This window comes from Flavobacterium araucananum (genome assembly GCF_002222055.1).
Classification (GTDB): domain Bacteria; phylum Bacteroidota; class Bacteroidia; order Flavobacteriales; family Flavobacteriaceae; genus Flavobacterium; species Flavobacterium araucananum.
The window spans coordinates 1-835 of record NZ_MUGS01000082.1 but is presented as its reverse complement, the minus strand read 5'-3'; the positions used below and the strand labels follow the sequence as shown (position 1 = coordinate 835).

The window sequence follows — 835 nt, the reverse complement described above, 5'->3', positions numbered from 1 at the left end:
TTGCGGATTTGTTTTGTAATCGGCTGTTTTTCCGTCTTCGTAAATCGTTGCGGTATATGATTTTCCTGCCGGCAAAAAACTAAAATCGATTGTAGCCAAACGTGGGTTCTCATCTGTGATCCCTCCCACAAACCATTCTTCTTTTCCTTTGGTTTTTCTGACAATCGTAATATAATCACCTGGTTCTGCCTCCAGGACATAAGTTGCATCCCAATCGAGTGCAACATCTTTTATAAACTGAAAAGCATCCTTAAAACGCATATAATTTTCCGGCAAATCGGCAGCCATTTGCAGCGGACTATACATGGTAACATACAATGCCAATTGCTTGACAAGTGTGGTGCTCAGCTTATTTTTCTTAGATCCATAAACCGATAAATCTCCCTGAAAAATTCCGGGAGTATAATCCATAGGCCCTCCCATTAATCGGGTAAAGGGCAAAATTGTGGTGTGATCGGGATGAATTCCTTCCATCGATTCGAACTCTGTTCCTCGTGCAGATTCCTGTGCAAACCAGTTAGGATAGGTACGGTGCAAACCTGTAGGGCGAACTGCTTCATGCGAATCTACCATGATTTTATGCCTGGCTGCTTCTTTTGCAACATACGTATAATGATTGACCATTTGCTGCCCGTCATGATGTTCGCCTCTTGGTATAATGGGTCCAACATATCCTGTTTTTACCGCGTTATAATTATTATCGACCATAAAGTTTAAGGCATCGTTTAATTGTCGTTCATACTCAGCAGTCGACGATGTTGTTTCATGATGCATGATAATTTTTACGTTCTTTTTACTGGCATAGTCACTTAAATCTTTTACATCAAAATCCGGA

General features: G+C 40.8%; 1 protein-coding gene. It reads right to left on the bottom strand.

Features of this window, described 5'->3' with window-relative positions; translation table 11 throughout:
- A partial coding sequence (locus B0A64_RS23720) for a glycoside hydrolase family 97 catalytic domain-containing protein (RefSeq protein ID WP_208863567.1) occupies positions 1 to 835 on the bottom strand: 835 nt, incomplete at both ends.